The 330-nt window shown below is 32.7% G+C and carries 1 protein-coding gene; it reads right to left on the minus strand.

The genetic code is table 11. The features are described from left to right. Window positions 1-33 precede the first annotated feature (33 nt). The coding region (locus LXM54_RS27765; RefSeq protein ID WP_233319567.1) for a tyrosine-type recombinase/integrase at window positions 34-330 on the minus strand (297 nt) is incomplete at its 5' end.

The raw sequence follows: 330 nt of genomic DNA on the forward strand, positions 1-330 counted from the left end.
TAAAAAAAGAACTGTAAATTCCCTACAGTTCTTTTAGAAATACTTATTATAAAGTTCACGTCTTAATTGACCACTTAAATAAGCATATATCCTAGTAGTTTCACTTTTTTCATGGCCCATTAGATTTTGAATTACTTCTAATGGTGCTCCATTATTAATTAAAGTGGTGGCGTAACTATGTCTTAACTGATGTGGGTGTATACACTTATTAATATTAGCTCTTCTGGATATCTGCTTAATGACATATCTCATCTGTGCAATGCTCATTCGATGTGGAGCTCGGACCGTTACAAATAGAGCTTTTTCACTATCTGTTCGGTTTTCTATATA

Source organism: Bacillus sp. Au-Bac7, assembly GCF_021341655.1.
In the GTDB taxonomy this organism is placed as follows: domain Bacteria; phylum Bacillota; class Bacilli; order Bacillales; family Cytobacillaceae; genus Niallia.